The organism is Pseudacidovorax intermedius (assembly GCF_003350475.1).
Taxonomy (GTDB): Bacteria; Pseudomonadota; Gammaproteobacteria; order Burkholderiales; family Burkholderiaceae_C; genus Xenophilus; species Xenophilus intermedius.
The window spans coordinates 1,302,297-1,318,382 of the sequence record NZ_QQAV01000001.1 but is presented as its reverse complement, the minus strand read 5'-3'; the positions used below and the strand labels follow the sequence as shown (position 1 = coordinate 1,318,382).

Genomic DNA, 16,086 nt, shown 5'->3' with positions numbered 1-16,086 from the left:
GAGAGCGCCACTGCGCCGCCGTGGCCTCACACAGGACGCGGTGTGCTCAGCCGGGCCGCGGCACCTGCGAGGTATTCGCGCACGGCGCGGCTGGCCGACAGCCCCATGGCCCGGACGTAGGCGTCGCGCGCCTGTTCGACGTCCCCTCGTCGCGCCAGCCAGTGCGCCCGCGCGGCCCACCATGGCTGGTAGCCGTCCAGCTGCACAGGCGCTTCGGCATGCACCGCGTCCAATGCGGCAAGGGCGGCATCGGCGCCCTGCGCCTCGCCCAGGGCACAGGCTCGGCTCACGCGCGCCCCCAGGGACGGCGTCAGCGCGACCCGTGCGTCATGCAAGGCCAGCAAGGCCGCCGCCGGAACGACGGCGCCCAGCCGGCGATGCGTGTGCGCGGACTGGATGGCCGCCTCGTACTGATAGGCGCCGGGCACGCCCATCGCCGCGGCTCGACGCAGTGAGGCCTCCGCCTCATGCAGCGCATCCTCGTCCCAGCACGAAACGTCCTGCTCGCTCAGCGGAACGTATCCGCCGTCGGGACCACGCCGGGCGCTGCGCCGCGATTCGCAGAACAACATGAGCGCCAGCAGACCCAGCGGCTCGGGTTCGCGGGGCATCAACCCGCACAGGATGCGCCCCAGTTCGACGGCCTCGGCCGTCAGGCCCTGGCGCGCGGCGTCGGCCCCATCCACTTCATCCCAGCCGGTCCCATAGGCGGCATAGATGGCCTCGAGCACGTCCTGCAGACGGGCGGCCAGCTCGGACGCTCGCGGGAACTCGAAGGCCACGCCCGAGGCCCGCACCTTCGCCTTGGCCCGGACCAGCCGCTGCGACAGGGTGGCCGGCGCCGTGAGGAAGGCGCCCGCCATGCGGGCCACGTCCAGCCCCAGCACCGCCTGCAGCATGAGCGGCGCACGCGCCGCAGGCTGGATGGCTGGATGCGCGCACACGAAGAGCAGGCGCAGCCGTTCGTCGGGCACCGCCGCCGCAGCCGCCACGTCATCGCCGCCCAGTTCGTCGGCCAGCAGCAGGAGCTCGGCCTCCGCCTCGGCCATGACGTGCGAATGGCGGTGCTGGTCGAGCAGCCGCCGGCGAGCGACGGTCAGCAGCCAGCCGGGCGGGTTCTGCGGCAGGCCCTGCCGTGGCCAGTCGTGCAATGCCGCTTCGAAGGCATCCGCCAACGCGTCCTCGCTGGCGGCAATGTCGCGGCTGCGCGCGCAAAGCAGCGCGAGCAGCCGCCCATAGGAGTCGCGGGCCGTGCGCTCCACGACCGCTCGCACCTCGTCTCGCGGTGCCGTCATGGCTTGGTTCGAAGCGGAGGCCGCGACCTTTCAGACGGACGGCGGCACGGGCATCACCGGCCGGACTTCCACACCGCCGGTGGCCGCACAGGGTGCGCGCGCGGCCCACTCGAGCGCCGCGTCCAGGTCCTCGACCTCGATCACGAAGTAGCCGCCGATCTGCTCCTTGGTATCGGCAAACGGTCCGTCCTGGACCTGGCGCGCATCGCCGCGAACGCGCACCGTCGTGGCGGTCTCCGGCGGCTGCAGGCCGTGGCCGGCCCGTGAGATGCCCGCCTGGTGGACAGCGCCCACATACGCCATCCAGGCGCCGTGGTAACGCTCGGCGCGATGGTCCGCCGCCGCAGCGCGGTCGTCTTCGGAAATCATGAAGATCAGCATGAATTGCATGACAAGGGTTCCCCGAGAAGTGGCGAGCAGGATTGCTCGCTGGAATGTCGCGCCAGCGCAGACCATTTCGACAGCCGCACGCGCTTTTTTTGCGCCGGCCCCCTGTGCTACTGTGCCAGCCGCCCCAGACCCTTCTCCACGGCCCGTGTTGCACCCCCCGCGCTCCTTCGTCTACCTGGATGCCGTCGCCCGCGCCGGCTCGATCCGCAAGGCGGCCGAGAAGCTGCACGTCGCCTCGACCGCGCTGAACCGCAAGATCCTGGAAATCGAGGCCGAGATCGGCACGCCCCTGTTCGAGCGCCTGCCGCGCGGCGTGCGGCTGACGGCAGCCGGCGAGGTGCTGCTGACCGCCGTGCGCCGCACGCTGGGCGACCTGCGCTCGGCCGCCTCGCAGATCGAGCAGTTGCGCGGCCTGGTGCGCGGCACGGTGCGCATCGGCTGCGCGGAGTCGGTGGCCAGCGACCTGATGCCCCGCACCATCGCGCACTACCAGCAGGCGCATCCGGGCGTGCAGTTCCAGGTGGTGTCGGGCGTGACGGCCCAGCTGGTGCAGCAGCTGATGGCCGACGATGTGGAGATGGTGCTGGTGCACGACCCGCAGCCGGCCGAGTCCCTGCGCGTCATCAGCGCGCTGGACCAGCCGCTGTGCGCCATGCTGCGCCCCGACCATCCGCTGGCCGGCCGCGAGAGCCTGCGCCTGGCCGACTGCCAGGAGTACACCGTGGCGCTGGGCGACCGCTCCTTCGGCAGCCGTCGGCTGCTCGACGCGGTGATGGCCCGCTCGCGGCTGCAGCTGAAGGTGGCGCTGGAGGCCAGCGCCGTGCAGACGCTCAAGGAGTTCACGCGGCAGACCGGGGCGATCAGCTTCCAGTTCCGGATCGGCACGCTGCGCGAGGTGCGCACCGGCGAGCTGGTGTCGATCCCGCTGACAGACCGGTCGCTCACCAGCAGCCAGCTGGTGCTGGCGACACGCGAGGGGCGGATGCTGCCGATCGCGGCCCTGTCGTTCCAGGAGGCGCTGGTCAACGCGCTGGCGGCGCTGCCGCACTGAGCTCCACGTTCTTCCGGGCCGGCCTGGCCGCCTGGCACGAAAGCCGCTAGCGGCTTCAATTGTGCACAATCAATCAAGTGAAGTGCACAATTCAGGTGCAGGCACTTCCCAAGGCGAAGCGCGGCACCCGCCCATCCCTTTCGCTGGAGCCGCCATGCACCGTCCCGTTGTCCACCCGCCCGCCGCGCCCCTGCCGGCCCGATCCACCCGCCGCACCCTGGCCACGGCCTTGCTCGGCGGGCTGCTGGCCGCGGCCGGCTGGGGAACCTCGGCGCCCGCCAGTGCCGCCGACGTCGCAGCCTGGCCCGACCGCCCCGTGAAGATCGTCGTGCCCTTCCCGCCCGGCGGCGCCGCCGACGTGTACGCCCGCCTGGTGGGCCAGAAGCTGGCCGACATCACGGGCAACCGCCAGCCCATCGTCATCGACAACAAGCCCGGCGCGGGCGGCATCATCGGCACCGACGTGACGGCCAAGTCGCCGGCCGATGGCAGCACCTTCCTGATGGTGACCATCGGCCATGCGGTCAACCCCTTCATGTATGCCAAGCTGCCCTACGACACGCGTGCCGACTTCGTGCCCGTGGGCGTGGTGGCCGAGGTGCCCAGCATCATCGTGACCGGCCCGGCGCTCAAGGACAAATCGCTCAAGGACCTGCTGGCCATGGCCCGCGCCAGGCCCGAGGAGGTGCAGTACGCGTCCTCCGGCGTGGGCTCCACCAGCCACGTGGGCGCGGCGCTCATCGAGTCGATGGCGGGCGTGCGCATGACCCACGTGCCCTACAAGGGCGCCGCCCCCGCGCTGCAGGACGTGATGGCTGATCGCGTGCCGCTGTCGGTGGACATCATCACGTCCTCGCTGCCGATGGTGACGAGCGGCAAGCTCAATGCCGTGGCCGTGACCGGCGCCAAGCGCGCGCCCAAGCTGCCCAACGTGCCGACGGTGGCCGAGGCCGGCATCCCGGGTTACGAATTCGTCTCCTGGTACATGCTGCTGGCGCCGGCCAAGACGCCCAGGCCGGTGCTGGAGCAAGTCAACGCCGAGTTGCGCAAGGTGGCCGCGCTGCCCGACTTCCGCACCCGCATCGAGGACACCGGCGGCCAGGTCATCACGACCACACTGCCGCAGGCCAACGACTACCTCAATGCCGAGTTCACGCGCTGGGCGAAGGTGGTCAAGGAACGCAACATCAAAGCAGATTGAGAGCCCACCCCCGTTGCTTGCTCACTTCGTGTAGCCGCCTCCCCCCTCAAGGGGGCGCACCCGGCGGCCCGGCAAAGCCGGTTCCGCGGGTGCCCGCGCATGGCCTGCTCCGCGGCCCTTCGAACGCTCCGAGCACCACGCTCCATGACCTCATCACTGACCAACAATTCCCGCGACTTCATCGGCTACGCCAACCGCCCGCCCGCCGTGGCGTGGCCGGGTGAGGCGCGGGTGGCGGTCTCCTTCGTGCTGAACTTCGAGGAGGGCGCCGAGTTCTCGGTGGCCGATGGCGATGCGCGCAACGAGTCGGTGTACGAGGTGATCGACCCGCGCACCGGCTGGGATCCGTGCATCGACAGCCACTTCGAGTACGGCACGCGCGCCGCCTGGTGGCGCATCGCCGAGCTGTTCGACCGCCACCGCGCGCCGATGACCGTCAGCGCCTGCGGCCGGGCGGTGGCGCGCAGCCCCTGGCTGGCGCAGGACGCAGTCGCCCGCGGACACGAGGTGTCGGCCCACGGCTGGCGCTGGGAAAGCCACGCCGGCATGGCGCCCGCGCAGGAGGCCGCGGCCATGGACACCTGCATGGCCGCCATCGAGGCCGCGTGCGGTCGGCGGCCGGTGGGCTGGCACACGCGCTCGGCCTGCACGCCGAACACCCGGGCGCTGCTGGCCGAACGCGGCTTCCTCTACGACAGCGACGCCTACAACGACGACCTGCCCTTCTTCGTGCCGGTGGCCGGCCGGCCGCACCTGGTGCTGCCCTATGCCTTCGACACCAACGACATGCAGTTCCAGCACACGCAGCGCTTCGCCACCGCCGCGCAGTTCGCCGAGTACGTGTGCGACGCCTTCGACTGGCTGCACGACGAGGGCGCCACGCGGCCGCGCATGATGTCGGTGGGCCTGCACCTGCGCATGATCGGCCGGCCGGCGCGCATGAAGGCGCTGGCGCTGATCCTCGAGCACCTGCGACGCCGCAGCGGTGCCTGGATCGCCACGCGCGAGCAGATCGCCCGCCACTGGCTGGCCCACGCGCCGCGCCCGGACGCTGCGGCCACCCCCGCCGGATGACGGCTTCCGCCGACAGGGATCGCGCGGATGGGCGCCCCGAGGGCCTGCGCTAAAGTCGTCCGGATGCATCCGACGGAAGAGGCCATCCACCGCACTCTGGCGCAGACCCTGCTGGCCGGGCGGCTCGCACCCGGCACCCAGCTGGTGGAAACGCGGCTGGCGCAGGTCTTCGGCGTCTCGCGCGAGCGGGTGCGCAAGGTGCTGCACCGGCTGGGCCACGAGCGGCTGTTGGACCTGATGCCCAACCGCGGCTGCTTCGTCAGCAACCCCACGCTGGCGCAGGCGCGCGAGATCTACGACGCCCGCCGCATCATCGAAGGCGGCATCGTCGGCAGCCTGGCCGGCACGCTCAGCCCCTCGCAGCTGGAGGCGCTGGCCGAACACGAGCGGCGCGAGCATGCCGCGCTGCATGCGGGCGACCGCGCCGCCTCGATCCGGCTGTCGGGCGAATACCACCTGCTGCTGGCCGAATTCACCGGCAGCCCCTTCGTGGTGCGGCAGCTGCAGGAGCTGGTCAGCCGCACCGCCATGCTGGTGGCCTTCTTCGAGCCGGCCAGCGCCTCGGGCTGCGGCTGCGAGGAGCACGAGGCCATCGCCCAGGCCCTGCGCCGCGGCGACGCGGCCGGCGCCATGAAGGCCATGCAGGTGCACCTGTCGCTGATCGAGACGCGGCTCAAGCCCCGCGCCGCCCCTGAAGCCGAAGTGGACGCCGAGCAGACCATCGCCGAGGCCTGGGCCGACGCCCAGGCCGGACTGGCCCAGCCGACCGCCTGACCCCGCGGGCACGGGCGCTGCTTTCGTCAATCGGCACCGCTGTCACATCCACCGGGCACTTCCATGACCCAGACCGCTCCCGCCCTGCCGCCCCGCCCCCGGCTTCTGGTGCTCAACCCCAACCGCACGGCCGCCATGACCGACGCCGTGCTGCACGAGCTGCGGCGGCTGACGGCCGGCCAGGTGGAGCTGCGCGGCTTCACCTGCGACGACGGACCGCCGGTGATCGCCACCCGCGAGAGCTTTGCCGCCGGCGCCCAGGCCGCTGCCCGCGCCTGGCCGGCCGTGGACGACGGCTGGGCCGATGCCGTGCTGCTGTCCTGCTACGGCGACCCGGGCCTGGCGGCGCTGCGTGCGGCCAGCCGCGTGCCGGTGCTGGGCATGGCCGAATCGAGCATGCTGCAGGCGCTGGCCCGCGGGCGGCCCTTCCACATCGTCACGGCCGGCAAGGCCTGGGGGCCGATGCTGCATGAGCTGGCGGCCCGCCACACCAGCGCCTGGCCCCTGCTGCACGGCATCACCACGCTGGACACCACCGGGCTGGCCGGCAGCCAGAACCCGGCGGCCTTCTCGGCGCTGGTTCAGCGGGCGCTGGACGACCTGGACGGTGCACACCCGGGCGGTGCCGCACCCGACTGCATGCTGGGCGGCGCCGGCTTCGCGGGCATGCGGCCGACGCTGCGCTACGGCGGGTTGCTGGAGGACGGGCTGCAGGCGGCGCTGGCGCAGTGGCGCGCGCTGCCGATCACGCCGAGCGCCTGATCCGCCGCCCTGGCGGCTGCCAGCGGCCGAATCGACTGCACACAATTTGCGCTCGCTCCGAGCGAAACAATGCGCTGGAAGTTGGCGCAGCCGCTGCCCATACTGCGGCCATCTTGTGCAGCGCATCATGACTTCCGCCCCCCTTTCCACCCCCGCCCACCTGCGCCCACAGCTGGCCGTGCACCGCCTGGGCATGGCCCATCCCGGCGACCTGTCAGCCCTGGCCGCGCTCTTCGACGCCGGCACCATGGCGGCGGACGAGGTGGTCGCCGTCATCGGAAAGACCGAGGGCAATGGCGGCGTGAACGACTTCACCCGCGGCTATTTCACCCAGTCGCTGATGCAGTTGCTGGCCGAGCGCACTGGGCGGCCGGCCGAGGCGATCTGGCGCGAACTGCCCTGCGTGCTTTCCGGCGGCACCGAAGGCGTGCTGAGTCCGCATTACGTGGTCTTCTCGCGCCGGATGGTGCCGGCTGACGCGGGGTGCAGCGGCGGCAGCCATGTTGTCGAGCGCGAGACCCGCATCGCTCCCGGCACGGCCGCCGACACCGACGCGCCGGCTCGCCGTGAAGCGGTAGCCCCCGGCGCCCTCGCCATCGGCACTGCTTTCAGCCCCCCGACGCCCGCGCAGGACATCGGCCGCTGGACGCACGTCCGCGCCGTGGCCCACGCCGTGCGCGCCGCCATGGACCAGGCCGGCATCGACCGGCCCGAGGACGTGGCCTTCGTTCAACTGAAGTGCCCCTGCGTGACCTCGGCCCGGGCCCAGGCGGCCGTCGCAGCCGGGCACACCGTGCTGACGGCCGACCCGGGGCGCTCCATGGCCTTCGCCCGTGCGGCGGGCGCCTTCGGCGCGGCCATCGCACTGGGCGAACTGCCGGACGACCCGGCGCTGGAGGGTGCGATGCTGCGCGACTTCGACCGCTTCTCGGCCCGCGCCAGCGTCTCCTCCGGCGTGGAGGTCAGCGCCAACGAGGTGATCGTGCTGGGCCACAGTGCCCGCTGGCAGGGGCCGCTGCGCATGGGCTGCGCGCCGATGCGCGACGCGCTGGACATCGCCGCCGTCGGCGAGGCGCTGCGCCCCCTGGGTCTGCAGGCCACGCCACAGCTGCCGGCCGATCAGGCGACGCGCGTGGCCGCCGTCTTCGTCAAGTGCGAGCCCGACCGCCGCGGCCAGGTGCGGGGCACCCGCCACACCATGCTGGATGACACCGACATCAACGCCCAGCGCCACATCCGCGGCGCCGTGGGCGGGCTGGTGGCCGGGGTGCTGGGCGACGGGCGGCTCTTCGTCTCCGGCGGCGCGGAACACCAGGGCCCCGACGGCGGCGGCCTGGTGGCCGTGATCGCGGACGTGGGCTGATACGCCATGACCGGAACGTCCGCCTGGCAGATGAGCGCCGAGGCCCTGTCGCAGGCCTATGCGCGGCGCACGCTGTCGCCGGTGGAGGCGCTGCAGTCCGTGCTGGAGCGGGCAGACACGGTCCACCCCGTGCTCAACGCCCTGGTGGTGCGCGATGACGCCGCGGCCCTGGCGGCGGCTCAGGCCAGCGAGGCCCGCTGGCAGCGCGGCGCGCCGCTGTCGCCGCTCGATGGCGTGCCGCTCACCGTCAAGGACAACCTTCCCGTGGCCGGCCTGCCCTGCCGCTGGGGCAGCCGACTCTTCGCCGACCACTGGCCGGCGCGCGACGAAAGCCCCGTGGCGCGGCTGCGCGCAGGCGGCATGGTGATCCTGGGCAAGACCAACGTGCCCGAATTCACCCTGCAGGGCTACACCGACAACCCGCTCTTCGGCCCCACCGGCAACCCGTGGGCCCCGGCGCTCACGCCCGGCGGCAGCAGTGGCGGCGCCGTGGCGGCGGTGGCCGCCGGCATCGGCCCGCTGGCCCTGGGCACCGACGGTGGCGGCTCGATCCGCCGGCCCTGCGGCTTCACCGGGCTCTATGGCTTCAAGCCGGGCCGCGGCATGGTGCCGCGCGCGGACGGCCTGCCGGCGCTGCTGCCGGGGCTGGAAGAAGCCGGCCCCATCGCCCGCAGCATGGGCGACCTTCGGCGGGCGCTGCGCCTGCTCGCACCCCGGCTGACGCCGCGGCACGACACCCCCGGCCCGCTGCGCATCGCGTACTGGCGCGCCATCGGCGACAGCCCGGTCGATGCGGCCATCCTGGCGCGCAGCGATGCCGCCGCCGAGCGTCTGCAGGCCATGGGGCACACGGTGGCCGTGCAGCCCTCGCTGCCCGAGGTCGAGGCCTTCAACCGACAGGCCTGGCCGGTCATCGCCAGCACCGGCTTGGCGGCCGTGCTGCACGAGCGCATCGACGGCCACGATGAGGACGCGCTCACGCCCGCCATGGCCGCCCTGCTCGCGCAGGGCCGCAACCACAGCGCGGTCGACCTGTTCCAGGCCCAGGCGCTGCAGCGCGCGCTGGCGCAGGCCTTGCAGGGCCTGTTCGCGCAGCACGACCTGCTGCTCACCCCGGCCAGCGCGGCCCTGCCCTGGCCGGCCGACCAATCCCATCCCGCGACCATCGCCGGCCAGCCGGTGGACGGCCGCGGCCATGCCGTGTTCACCGCCTTCGTCAACGGCGCTGGACTGCCCGCGCTGGCCGTGCCCGCCGGCCCGACGGAAGACGGCCTGCCGGTGGGCCTGCAGCTGGTCGCGCCGCGCGGCGGCGATGCGCTGCTGTGCGCCGTCGGCGCGATGTGGGAACGCGAGGCCGCACCCGCCTGGTGCTGGCCGCCCGCCCTCGACAAGGAAGAACTGCCCTCATGAAGATCGTGATCGTGGGCGCCGGCGTGGCCGGTGCCATCCTCGCCCGCCGCCTGGCGCGCCTGCCCGGCGTGGAACTGCACTGCCTGGAGCGCGTCGGCCCCGACGACCATGCCGAGGCCGGCACCGGCCTGAACGTGGGGCCCAACGCCATCAAGGCGCTGCGCCGGCTCGACGCCGAACTGGCTGCCGAAGTGGAAGCCGCCAGCCTGCCCTGGACCCGCTGGGACATCGCGCTGACCAACGGCACGCCGCTGATGGCGCTGCCGCTCGCGCAGGTGGCGGACAACCCGGGCATCCGCATCCGCTGGTCGGAGCTGTACCGCGTGCTGCGCCAGGGCGCGGGCCCGGCCATCCGCTACGGCTGCACGCTCGAATCGGTGGGCGCCAGCACCGCGGCGCCGGGCAAGACCCGCGTGCGCTTCACGCAGGACGGTGCCACGCACGAGATCGACGGCATCGACCTGCTGGTGGGCACCGACGGCCGCTACTCCCGCGTGCGCGAGACCTTCTCCGGCGCGCCCGAGCCGCGGCACATCGGCGTCGCCATCCTGCGCGTGCTGGTGCCCGACACCAGTGCCGGCCTGGTGGACGACTACGGCCAGTGGTTCAGCGGTTGCCACCGGCTGCTGGCCTTCCGCGTGCCGCCGGACCATGTCTACATCGCCGCCACCTACCCGGTGGCGCCCGGCGCCCCGGTGCAGGACGCCTGGAAGACCGAGGCCGTGATGCGCGCCACCTACCAGCCCGCGCAGGGCGAGGCCAGCCCCGCCGTGCGCTGGCTGCTGGACGCCATGTGCGCGCAGTTGCACGACGCGCACTGGGCCCGCATGCAGGAGGCCGACGTGCGCTTCGCCGAGCCCGACGTGGACGTGCTCTACCTGGGCGACAGCGCCCACGGCATGGCGCCCACGCTGGGCCAGGGCGCGACGCAGGCCATGGAAGACGCCTGCGCCGCCGCGCTGATCGTGGAGGACGCCTGGGCCCGCGACCAGCGCACGCCGCGCGTCTGGCTCGACCGCATCGCCGAGGCCCGCAGCGAGCGCCTGCGCTTCGTGATGGACCTGTCGGTGCGTGCCACAGACACCATGCTCGAAGGCGCCGACCCGGTGGCCGGCACGCGCTGGAAGACCGAGGCGCCCTTCCAGGCCGAGCTGGCGGCGCTGTTCCGCGACGTGGCGCTGGGCGTGCCGGATGACGCCTCTGCCCAGGCCGGCGCCGCAACGACCAGCGCCGCCGCGATGCCGGCGGCCTGATTCCTGCTCGTCCTCCTGCGCCCCACGCCCCATGGACAACGCACTCACCCACGGCCTCTTCCACCTGGCCATCAAGACCGCCGACCTGGCCGCCACGCGCGCCTTCTGGATCGGCGTGATCGGCCTGCGCGAAGTGCCCCGGCCCGACTTCGGCTATCCCGGCGCCTGGCTCGCCTGCGGCCAGCCGGGCGGGCAGGCCATCGTCCACGTCTATGCCGGCGGCCCGGCCCTGGGCGGCCAGGCCCGCGTGCCGCAGGGCACGGCCGCCATCGACCACATCTCGCTGGCCTGCAGCGGCTACCACGCCTACATCGCGCGCTTCAAGGCCGCGGGACTGGCCTGGCGCGAGTTCCTGGTGCCCGGCACCACGCTGTGGCAGCTCTTCGTCTACGACCCGAGCGGCGTGCAGCTGGAGCTGACCTTCGAGGGCGCGGTGGAAGCCGGCGCCCCGCCGGACATGTCGCCCGGCCGCGTCTACCGCGCGGGCGAATCCTTCTTCGACACCGAACCCTATCCCGTCCTTTCCCTGAACACCCCCTCCGGAGAACCCGCCCATGCTTCGCACTGACTTCCTGCGGCTTGCCGCACGCGCCACCGCCGCATTGGCACTGGCCCTGCCCTTCGCGGGCGTCGCCCACGCGGCCGACAAGATCAAGTTCGGCGTCTTCCCGTCCAGCGCCGCGCTGCCCTTCTACATCGCCCAGAACCGCGGCTGGTTCAAGGAGGCCGGCCTGGAAGTGGAAGAGGTGCCGATGACCAGCCACCCCCTGACGGTGCAGGCCCTGGTGTCGGCCAGCATCGACGGCGCCGCCAACCTGGTGACGCTGGAAGGCGCCAACATGGAGTCGCGCCGGCCCGGCACCCTCAAGTACATCTCGCTCAACGGCCAGAACAGCCAGCATGTGATCGAGCAGTTCGTGGTCAAGGCGTCGAGCCCGGCCAAGTCGCTCAAGGACTTCAGGAACGGCTTCAAGCTCTTCTCGGCGCCGGGCCCGGCCAACATCGGCGCAGCGCGCGCGGTGCTCAAGAAAGTGGGCCTGGTCGAAGGCAAGGACTTCACGATCCAGGAGCAGCAGATCGGCGTGCACGTGGGCGCGCTGCAGTCGGGCAACTTCGATGGCGGCTACACGCTGGAGCCCTCGGCCACCATCATGGTGGCGCAGGGCGTGGGCCGGCGCGTGGAGACGGGCGTGATCGCCACCTACCTGCTGGGCCGCAAGGAAGCCTCGGCCTTCGCTGCCGGGGCCGTGCTGTCCGACAAGTTCATCGCCGAGCGGCCCGAGGTCGCCAAGCGCTTCGCTGCCGTGTGGGCGCGCGGCGTGAAGGCGGCCCAGACCGACACCAGCACCCGCGGCTACCTGATCCAGGGCATGAAGGTGCCGCCCGAGCTGGCCGCCACCGTGCCCCTGCCGCGCATCGTGATGACGGGCGACCTGTCGCCGGCCGACGTGGCGGACTTCCAGAAATTCCTGGACATCGGCACCGAGCTGGGCGTGATCAAGGACAAGATCGACGGCAAGGCCGTGGTCAAGGCGCTCTGATGCGGGCCATGGACGTTTCCCCGCCGCGCGCTGCGCCCGCCCATGCCACCGCCGCCGAGGCGGCCGCAGGCCACCGCTGGTTCGCGCCCGGCACGCACATCACCATCCGCGGGCTGACCAAGCGCTTCGGCGATGCGGCGGTGTACGAGAACTTCGACCTCGACATCCCCCACGGCAAGATCACCTCGGTGTTCGGCCCCAACGGCTGCGGCAAGAGCACGCTGATCAACATGATCGCGGGCATCCTGCCGCACGACGGCGGCCAGATCCTGTTCGAGGGCAAGACCGCACGCGAGACGCGCATCGGCTACGTCTTCCAGAACTACCGCGAGGCCGTGTTCCCGTGGATGCGGGCCATCGACAACATCCGCTATCCGCTGCAGTACCTGGGCCTGTCGAAGGCCGAGCGCGAGGCACGCATGGACCGGCTGATGGCCGACTTCGACGTCAAGCTCGACCTCTCGCGCTATCCCTACCAGATGTCGGGCGGCCAGCAGCAGCTGGTGTCGATCATGCGGGCGCTGGTGGTGGAGCCGGAGGTGCTGTTCCTGGACGAGCCCTTCTCGGCGCTCGACTACGAGATGGTGATGTTCCTGCGCGAGCGGCTGCAGAAGGTACTGGTGGGGCGCAAGGTGACGACGCTGCTGGTGTCGCACGACCTGGACGAGGCGGTGCTGCTGGCCGACCACGTGCTGCTGCTGACCAAGCGGCCCACGCAGGTGGCCGACAACCTGCCCTTCGACGCACCGCGTCCGCGCACGGCGGCCACCACCGTCACCCCCGAATTCATCGACGTGAAGACGCGGGCGCTGGAGATCTTCCAACGCGAGGTGCGCAAATGAAGACCACGCTCTCGGCCCGCCTGCGGCCGCTGTGGGGCATGGCCCTGATCGTCGCGCTGTGGGCCTTCGCCCATGCCACCAAGGCGGTGGACCCGGTGCTGCTGCCCTCGCCCGGCGAGGCACTGCAGGCCTTCTGGAAAGGGCTCTCGGGCGGCACGCTGTGGGGCGACTTCGAGAAGACCATCGTGCGCACGCTGGTCTCCTTCGTCATCGCGCTGGCGGTGGCCGTGCCGCTGGGCGTGGTCCTGGGCGCCAACGAGAAGATCTACGAAGGCATCGAGTTCGCCATCGACTTCTTCCGCTCCACGCCGGCCTCGGCCATGTTCCCGCTCTTCCTGGTGCTGTTCGGCGTGGGCGAGAAGACCAAGATCGCCGTGGCCGCCTTCGGCGCGGCGCTGGCCATTTTGTTCAACGTGGCCTATGGCGTGATGAGCGCGCGCAAGCAGCGGCAGCTGGCCGCCCGCGTGATGGGTGCGCCGCGCTGGCGGGTGCTGACCGACGTGACGCTGCTCGAATCCATGCCGCAGGTCTTCGTGGGCATGCGCTCGGGTGTGTCCATCGCGCTGGTGATCGTGATCGTGGCCGAGATGTTCATCGGCTCCACCGACGGCCTGGGCCAGCGCATCATGAATGCCCAGACCATCTTCGACATGCCCGACATGTACGCTTCGATCTTCGCGGCGGGCCTGCTGGGCTACGTGATGAACCTCATCTTCCTGGTGGCGGAGCGGCGCTTCGTGCACTGGGGCGGAAAGTAAGAGACGACCCCATGACTGTTGCCATGAACGAGATCAACCTGCCGGACGTGCTGGCCGAGGTGAACGCGGTGTTCGACGAGTACGAGCGCGCGCTGACGACCAACGACGTGCCGGTGCTCGACCAGCTCTTCTGGGACTCGGAACACACGCTGCGCTACGGTGCCACCGAGAACCTCTACGGCTTTGCCGCGATCCAGGCCTTCCGCCAGGGCCGCCCAGCCAACAACCTGGAGCGCGAGATCACCGCTCGCTCGGTCACCACCTTCGGCCGCGATTTCGCCGTCGCCAACGTGGAGTTCCGCCGCACCGGCAGCACCCGCATCGGCCGCCAGAGCCAGACCTGGGTGCGCCTGCCCGAGGGCTGGAAGGTGGTGTCGGCGCATGTCAGCCTGATGGACTGAGCTACTTCCCAGTACCAGCCGGCGTCGCCTTCTGCATCTCGGCCGCCATGCGACGCATGTCCTCGGGCGACATGGACTGCTGCATCTGGCCCATCATGCGCTGGATCTCGGCCTGCGTCGGCGCCCGGCCCGCGGCCGCAGCGGCGCCCATCGGCGCCGTCATGCGCTGCATGTCGACGACGTTCATCTTCATGCCGCCGGGCAGCACCATGTCGCCGGGCCGCATGCCGGCGGGGCAGGCGCCTTTCCATTGCGCCTCCATCGTCATGTCGCTCTCGTCCTGTTTGGCACGGGGGGGTGCGTAGGTGGTGTGCGAGCTCACGCGGTAGCTGCTGTTCATGTCGCCGGTGACGACGGTCAGCCGCGTCATCGTGGCGTCGGGCAGCTTGCAGACCTCCTTGTGCGTCAGCACGCGGCCCACCTCGCTGCGCATGTCCTCCTGGCAGTTGGTGGGCTTGCGCGCCTCGGCCTGACGACTCGCCCCCTGCTCCTGCAGCAGTCGGTCGGTGGCGGCATCGGCGCACTGCTGCAGGGTCATCGGCTGGCCCTTGGCGGAGGTCTCGACGCGCATCTCCCACAGGCCGTCCTTGCGGCGCGGGAAGGCCGGGCCGGCGATCGCGGCGGCCGCCTCGGTGAGCAGCGCGACGGCGATGGTGATGCGGACGGAAGGGAACAGGCGGAATGCTGACATGACGACTCCTCGGCGGATGGGGGCGTTCCGCCTGCCGCGGTTGTAGTGGCGCGCGCCGCCGCTGCGAATATCGCGCGCGTACTAGGTCGAAGGTCGAGCCAGCCCGCCGAGCTGCGCCGTGATCCCGCTCAGAACGCCGTCCACTTCTGCGCGCTGGCCGCGCTTTCCACCGCCTTCTCGATGAAGCGCACGCCGCGCGCACCATCGGCCAGGGTGGGGTAGTCGGCCCGTAGCGGATCGGGCGTAACGCCTTGCTGCAGTGCGCGGATGTGCGCGATCACGCCCAGGTAGACATTGGCGAAGGCCTCGATGAAGCCTTCCGGGTGGCCGGCCGGCAGCCGCGTGGCCAGGCACGCAGAAGCACCCAGCCAGGGCGAGCCGCGCGTCAGAAGCCGCCGCGGGCCGTCCAGCGGCGCATGCACCAGCAGCTCGGGCTGCTCCTGCCGCCAGTCCAGCGTGCCGGTGGTGCCGAAGACGCGCAGGCGCAGGTCGTTCTCGCAGCCCACCGCGATCTGAGAGGCCACGAGCACGCCGCGCGCGCCGCCCTTGAAGCGCAGCAGCAGGCTGGCGTCGTCGTCCAGCCGGCGGCCGGGCACCAGCGCCGACAGGTCCGCGCACAGGCTTTCCAGTTCGAGCCCTGTGACGGTCGCCACCAGGTTCTCGGCATGCGAGCCGATGTCGCCCAGCGCGCCCGCCGCGCCGCTGCGCGCGGGGTCGGTGCGCCAGCCGGCCTGCTTGTTGTCGCCGCCTTCCAGGCGCGTGGCCAGCCAGCCCTGGTGGTAGTCGACCACCACCTTGCGCACCTCGCCGATGGCGCCGGCCGCCACCAGGTCGCGGGCCTCGCGCACCATGGGATAGCCGCTGTAGTTGTAGGTCACGCCGAAGACGCTGCCGCTGCGTGCCACCGTGTTCACGAGATCCTGCGCCTGCTCGCTGGTGTGGACCAGCGGCTTGTCGCACACCACATGGATGCCGGCCTCGGCAAAGGCGCGGGCCACGCTGTGGTGCAGGTGATTGGGCGTGACGATGGTGACGAAGTCGATGCGCTCGTCGGCGCTGCGGCGCAGCTCGTCATCGAGCAGCGACTGCCAGTCGGCATGGTTGCGCGCATCGGCCAGACCAAGCTCGCGGCCCGAGGCCTGTGCGCGCTCGGGCGTGGAGGACAGGGCGCCGGCCACCAGCTCGGCCTGGCTGTCCAGCGCCAGGGCCTGGCGGTGCACGGCGCCGATGAAGGCGCCCTGGCCGCCGCCGACCATGGCATAGCGCAGCTTGCGGGTGGC

At 71.9% G+C, this 16,086-nt stretch carries 17 protein-coding genes; 13 read left to right on the top strand and 4 right to left on the bottom strand.

Annotated elements, in window-relative coordinates; translation table 11 throughout:
• Positions 1-26 precede the first annotated feature (26 nt).
• Positions 27-1,295 (bottom strand): RNA polymerase sigma factor, encoded by a 1,269-nt coding sequence (locus DFR41_RS05905; protein WP_017760773.1) that lies wholly within the window; start codon positions 1,293-1,295, stop codon positions 27-29.
• A gap of 30 nt (positions 1,296-1,325) precedes the next feature.
• Complete coding sequence (locus DFR41_RS05900; protein WP_425326681.1) at positions 1,326-1,676, bottom strand: YciI family protein; 351 nt, start codon at positions 1,674-1,676, stop codon at positions 1,326-1,328.
• Positions 1,677-1,830: 154 nt separating this feature from the next.
• On the opposite strand from DFR41_RS05900, the gene DFR41_RS05895 reads away from it, so the two are divergent.
• The 13 genes from DFR41_RS05895 to hpxZ all read left to right on the top strand — a co-directional run bounded on the left by DFR41_RS05895 (position 1,831) and on the right by hpxZ (position 14,115).
• Positions 1,831-2,736 carry a LysR family transcriptional regulator gene (locus DFR41_RS05895; RefSeq protein WP_114802007.1) on the top strand — a complete coding sequence of 302 codons (906 nt, stop codon included), beginning with the start codon at positions 1,831-1,833 and terminating at the stop codon, positions 2,734-2,736.
• Between the two features lie 154 nt (positions 2,737-2,890).
• Positions 2,891-3,937 (top strand): tripartite tricarboxylate transporter substrate binding protein, encoded by a 1,047-nt coding sequence (locus tag DFR41_RS05890; protein ID WP_114802006.1) that lies wholly within the window; start codon positions 2,891-2,893, stop codon positions 3,935-3,937.
• A gap of 144 nt (positions 3,938-4,081) precedes the next feature.
• Positions 4,082-5,011, top strand: a complete 930-nt coding sequence (locus DFR41_RS05885) for a polysaccharide deacetylase family protein (RefSeq protein WP_114802005.1) — start codon at positions 4,082-4,084, stop codon at positions 5,009-5,011.
• A gap of 63 nt (positions 5,012-5,074) precedes the next feature.
• Positions 5,075-5,785 carry a GntR family transcriptional regulator gene (locus tag DFR41_RS05880; protein WP_170159314.1) on the top strand — a complete coding sequence of 237 codons (711 nt, stop codon included), beginning with the start codon at positions 5,075-5,077 and terminating at the stop codon, positions 5,783-5,785.
• 63 nt (positions 5,786-5,848) lie between these two features.
• Positions 5,849-6,547: an aspartate/glutamate racemase family protein gene (locus DFR41_RS05875; RefSeq protein WP_114802003.1), complete on the top strand. Its 699-nt coding sequence runs from the start codon at positions 5,849-5,851 to the stop codon at positions 6,545-6,547.
• Positions 6,548-6,674: 127 nt separating this feature from the next.
• Positions 6,675-7,910 carry a ring-opening amidohydrolase gene (locus DFR41_RS05870; protein WP_114802207.1) on the top strand — a complete coding sequence of 412 codons (1,236 nt, stop codon included), beginning with the start codon at positions 6,675-6,677 and terminating at the stop codon, positions 7,908-7,910.
• A 6-nt stretch (positions 7,911-7,916) separates the two neighbouring features.
• Positions 7,917-9,320 carry an amidase gene (locus DFR41_RS05865; RefSeq protein ID WP_114802002.1) on the top strand — a complete coding sequence of 468 codons (1,404 nt, stop codon included), beginning with the start codon at positions 7,917-7,919 and terminating at the stop codon, positions 9,318-9,320.
• Positions 9,317-10,573, top strand: a complete 1,257-nt coding sequence (locus DFR41_RS05860; protein WP_114802001.1) for an FAD-dependent monooxygenase — start codon at positions 9,317-9,319, stop codon at positions 10,571-10,573. The genes DFR41_RS05865 and DFR41_RS05860 overlap by 4 nt, the downstream gene beginning before the upstream one ends.
• Before the next feature lie 31 nt (positions 10,574-10,604).
• Positions 10,605-11,141, top strand: a complete 537-nt coding sequence (locus DFR41_RS05855; RefSeq protein WP_114802000.1) for a VOC family protein — start codon at positions 10,605-10,607, stop codon at positions 11,139-11,141.
• The gene (locus DFR41_RS05850) at positions 11,128-12,114 is read left to right on the top strand and encodes an ABC transporter substrate-binding protein (protein WP_114801999.1); all 987 of its coding nucleotides are present in this window, start codon (positions 11,128-11,130) and stop codon (positions 12,112-12,114) included. Before DFR41_RS05855 ends, DFR41_RS05850 begins: the two co-directional genes overlap by 14 nt.
• Positions 12,115-12,122: 8 nt before the next feature.
• Complete coding sequence (locus DFR41_RS05845; RefSeq protein WP_114802206.1) at positions 12,123-12,956, top strand: ABC transporter ATP-binding protein; 834 nt, start codon at positions 12,123-12,125, stop codon at positions 12,954-12,956.
• Positions 12,953-13,714: an ABC transporter permease gene (locus DFR41_RS05840; protein ID WP_114801998.1), complete on the top strand. Its 762-nt coding sequence runs from the start codon at positions 12,953-12,955 to the stop codon at positions 13,712-13,714. The genes DFR41_RS05845 and DFR41_RS05840 overlap by 4 nt, the downstream gene beginning before the upstream one ends.
• Before the next feature lie 11 nt (positions 13,715-13,725).
• Positions 13,726-14,115 (top strand): oxalurate catabolism protein HpxZ, encoded by a 390-nt coding sequence (gene hpxZ / locus DFR41_RS05835; RefSeq protein WP_244917658.1) that lies wholly within the window; start codon positions 13,726-13,728, stop codon positions 14,113-14,115.
• A gap of 1 nt (position 14,116) precedes the next feature.
• On the opposite strand, the gene DFR41_RS05830 is transcribed toward hpxZ, so the two are convergent.
• Both DFR41_RS05830 and DFR41_RS05825 read right to left on the bottom strand, forming a co-directional pair.
• On the bottom strand, positions 14,117-14,806 hold the full coding sequence (locus DFR41_RS05830) for a DUF3617 domain-containing protein (protein WP_114801996.1): 690 nt from the start codon (positions 14,804-14,806) through the stop codon (positions 14,117-14,119).
• Positions 14,807-14,934: 128 nt separating this feature from the next.
• On the bottom strand, positions 14,935-16,062 hold the full coding sequence (locus DFR41_RS05825; RefSeq protein ID WP_114802205.1) for a Gfo/Idh/MocA family protein: 1,128 nt from the start codon (positions 16,060-16,062) through the stop codon (positions 14,935-14,937).
• Positions 16,063-16,086 lie beyond the last annotated feature (24 nt).

Bases quoted from the DNA above. Each gene is read 5' to 3' on its own strand.
- DFR41_RS05905 (WP_017760773.1), bottom strand. From the start codon at position 1,295: ATGACGGCACCGCGAGACGAGGTGCGAGCGGTCGTGGAGCGCACGGCC.
- DFR41_RS05900 (WP_425326681.1), bottom strand. From the start codon at position 1,676: ATGCTGATCTTCATGATTTCCGAAGACGACCGCGCTGCGGCGGCGGAC.
- DFR41_RS05890 (WP_114802006.1), top strand. From the start codon at position 2,891: ATGCACCGTCCCGTTGTCCACCCGCCCGCCGCGCCCCTGCCGGCCCGA.
- DFR41_RS05885 (WP_114802005.1), top strand. From the start codon at position 4,082: ATGACCTCATCACTGACCAACAATTCCCGCGACTTCATCGGCTACGCC.
- DFR41_RS05880 (WP_170159314.1), top strand. From the start codon at position 5,075: ATGCATCCGACGGAAGAGGCCATCCACCGCACTCTGGCGCAGACCCTG.
- DFR41_RS05875 (WP_114802003.1), top strand. From the start codon at position 5,849: ATGACCCAGACCGCTCCCGCCCTGCCGCCCCGCCCCCGGCTTCTGGTG.
- DFR41_RS05870 (WP_114802207.1), top strand. From the start codon at position 6,675: ATGACTTCCGCCCCCCTTTCCACCCCCGCCCACCTGCGCCCACAGCTG.
- DFR41_RS05865 (WP_114802002.1), top strand. From the start codon at position 7,917: ATGACCGGAACGTCCGCCTGGCAGATGAGCGCCGAGGCCCTGTCGCAG.
- DFR41_RS05860 (WP_114802001.1), top strand. From the start codon at position 9,317: ATGAAGATCGTGATCGTGGGCGCCGGCGTGGCCGGTGCCATCCTCGCC.
- DFR41_RS05855 (WP_114802000.1), top strand. From the start codon at position 10,605: ATGGACAACGCACTCACCCACGGCCTCTTCCACCTGGCCATCAAGACC.
- DFR41_RS05850 (WP_114801999.1), top strand. From the start codon at position 11,128: ATGCTTCGCACTGACTTCCTGCGGCTTGCCGCACGCGCCACCGCCGCA.
- DFR41_RS05845 (WP_114802206.1), top strand. From the start codon at position 12,123: ATGGACGTTTCCCCGCCGCGCGCTGCGCCCGCCCATGCCACCGCCGCC.
- DFR41_RS05840 (WP_114801998.1), top strand. From the start codon at position 12,953: ATGAAGACCACGCTCTCGGCCCGCCTGCGGCCGCTGTGGGGCATGGCC.
- hpxZ (WP_244917658.1), top strand. From the start codon at position 13,726: ATGACTGTTGCCATGAACGAGATCAACCTGCCGGACGTGCTGGCCGAG.
- DFR41_RS05830 (WP_114801996.1), bottom strand. From the start codon at position 14,806: ATGTCAGCATTCCGCCTGTTCCCTTCCGTCCGCATCACCATCGCCGTC.
- DFR41_RS05825 (WP_114802205.1), bottom strand. From the start codon at position 16,062: ATGGTCGGCGGCGGCCAGGGCGCCTTCATCGGCGCCGTGCACCGCCAG.